The sequence below is a fragment of the Agromyces sp. P1_H4 genome (assembly GCF_056405255.1).
The window spans coordinates 1-1,977 of record NZ_JBFUCL010000483.1; the positions used below are offsets into that span (position 1 = coordinate 1).

Annotated in this window: 4 protein-coding genes; 3 read left to right on the forward strand and 1 reads right to left on the reverse strand. The window is 70.5% G+C overall.

Going from position 1 to position 1,977, the window contains the following annotated elements; genetic code table 11:
- Nucleotides 1-109: 109 nt before the first annotated feature.
- The gene (gene msrB / locus AC1DY2_RS19125) at nt 110-511 is read right to left on the reverse strand and encodes a peptide-methionine (R)-S-oxide reductase MsrB (RefSeq protein WP_476763850.1); all 402 of its coding nucleotides are present in this window, start codon (nt 509-511) and stop codon (nt 110-112) included.
- A gap of 197 nt (nt 512-708) precedes the next feature.
- Between msrB and AC1DY2_RS19130 the strand changes: the two genes are divergently transcribed.
- From AC1DY2_RS19130 to AC1DY2_RS19140, 3 genes are all read left to right on the forward strand, one after another.
- On the forward strand, nt 709-1,008 hold the full coding sequence (locus AC1DY2_RS19130) for a DUF3263 domain-containing protein (RefSeq protein ID WP_309977619.1): 300 nt from the start codon (nt 709-711) through the stop codon (nt 1,006-1,008).
- Between the two features lie 30 nt (nt 1,009-1,038).
- On the forward strand, nt 1,039-1,584 hold the full coding sequence (locus AC1DY2_RS19135; protein WP_476763851.1) for a LytR C-terminal domain-containing protein: 546 nt from the start codon (nt 1,039-1,041) through the stop codon (nt 1,582-1,584).
- Between the two features lie 205 nt (nt 1,585-1,789).
- Nucleotides 1,790-1,977: cold-shock protein (locus AC1DY2_RS19140; protein ID WP_476763852.1), on the forward strand; the 188-nt coding region annotated here is incomplete at its 3' end.

Sequence of the window (1,977 nt, forward strand, 5' to 3'; positions counted from 1 at the left end):
GGCCGGCCCCCTCGAGCAGGGCGACGAGCGCCGCATCGTCGGGCGCGGCATCCGTCACCTTCGGCGACGACCGCCGGGCGAGGGCCGCGTCGAGCACCGACGCCACCCCTCAGGACTCCGCGGTGAAGTCGAGGGCGATCGAGTTCATGCAGTAGCGGTCGCCGGTCGGCGTGCYGAATCCGTCGGGGAAGACGTGACCGAGGTGCGAGCCGCAGGCGGCGCAGCGCACCTCGGTGCGCACCATGCCGAGGGAGGTGTCCTCGATGAGCTGCACGGCCTCGGGCCGCACCGACTCATAGAAGCTGGGCCAGCCGCAGCCGGAGTCGAACTTGGTGCCGCTCTTGAAGAGCTCGGCTCCGCAGGCGGCGCACGCGTACACGCCCGCTCGCTCCTCGTCGAGCAACTCACCCGTCCACGGGCGCTCCGTCGCGGCCTCGCGCAGCACGGAGTAGCGCTCCTCGCCGAGCTCCGCGCGCCATTCCTCGTCGCTCTTGTTCACGCGGTACTCCACGCGTGCTCCTTCCGGTCGGGTGCCATGATGGCAGGCACCAATGCTCGCAGGTCTTCCTGCACGAGGTGCAACGCGTGACGGATGCCCCGTGTTCCGGGCGCCCGGGATGCACACGCCGCGGTCGCTCGGCGTGCGCACGGCGGCGGTTCCCTAGGATGTGCTGCAACGGCGAGCGGCCGTGAGCGACGGGAGGACCCATGGGCGTTGAGCACGTGCCCTCCCGCGGCGACGGCGACGCCGTGCTCGACGACCGGGCGATCCGCGTGCTGGCCTTCGAGGGCCGTGCGTGGCAGCAGCCGGGCCTCAAGGCGCAGGCCATCCGCGACGAGTTCGGCATCTCCGCCGCCCGGTACTATCGGATCCTCGGAGAGCTCATCGATTCACCCGCTGCGCTCCGTCACGACCCGATGCTCGTCAAGCGCCTGCAACGGATGCGTGAGGCGCGCGCAGCGATGCGAGCCCGTCGCTCGCTCTCGATCGGCCGCGCGCTCGACTGAGCGCGGCCCCGACCCCGACGACTGGACCTCATGGCGCAGAAGTTCCCCCGCGATCGTTTCGACTCCATCCCGCACGGCATCGAGCGGGTCGGAGCGCACCGCGCGCCCGCGCGGCGCGGCGCCGGCTGGGTGGCGTTCGGCTGGGCCGCGCTCGTCACCGTCGTGCTCGTCGCGGTCGGCATCGGCGGCGTCGTGCTCTTCAACGACCGGCTGAACTTCGGCGACACCGGCGTGGCCACGCCCACGCCCACCCCCGCGGTGACCGCGCCGCCGACGGTCGCTCCCGACATCCCCGTCACGGTGCTGAACGGCACGACGACCGCCGGCCTCGCCGCTCGTGCCGGCGAGACGTTGACGGCCGCGGGCATCCCCGTCGGCACGACCGCCAACGCGAGTGAGAACGACCTGACCGAGACGGTCGTCTACTACGCCACCGCCGATCTGGAGGGCGCCGCTCGCGGTGTCGCCGCCGCCATCCCCGAGGCCGACGTGCGGCTCTCCGAGCAGTTCGCCCAGATCGGCACCCCGCTCGTGCTCGTGGTCGGATCCGACTACGCGACCGCCACCGGCGGGTGATCCGCAGCGAATCGTTGCCATTCCGCGACATTTTCTTGCGCCGAACCCCTTGTGCCGCGAAACCACGTCGTTAGTATCTGGAATTGGTCGCTCTCTCCCGTGTCCCGACCCGGCGCCGCTTCGGTGCCATGCCGGCACGTTCCGAGGGCCCCGGTACAGGCGACAGGCACGTGCTGATCGACGAACGGCAACATGGGAGCAACGCATGGCGAACGGAACCGTGAAGTGGTTCAACGCTGAAAAGGGTTATGGATTCATCACCGTCGACGACGGGGGCCAGGACGTGTTCGTCCACTACTCCGCGATCGACATGTCCGGCTACAAGGTGCTCGAAGAGGGCCAGCAGGTCGTCTTCGAGGTCGGCACGGGGTCCAAGGGGCCGCAGGCCGAGGG

What these genes read in the sequence shown, in the direction of transcription:
- AC1DY2_RS19130 (WP_309977619.1), top strand. Translation starts at nt 709, where the DNA reads ATGGGCGTTGAGCACGTGCCCTCCCGCGGCGACGGCGACGCCGTGCTC.
- AC1DY2_RS19135 (WP_476763851.1), top strand. Translation starts at nt 1,039, where the DNA reads ATGGCGCAGAAGTTCCCCCGCGATCGTTTCGACTCCATCCCGCACGGC.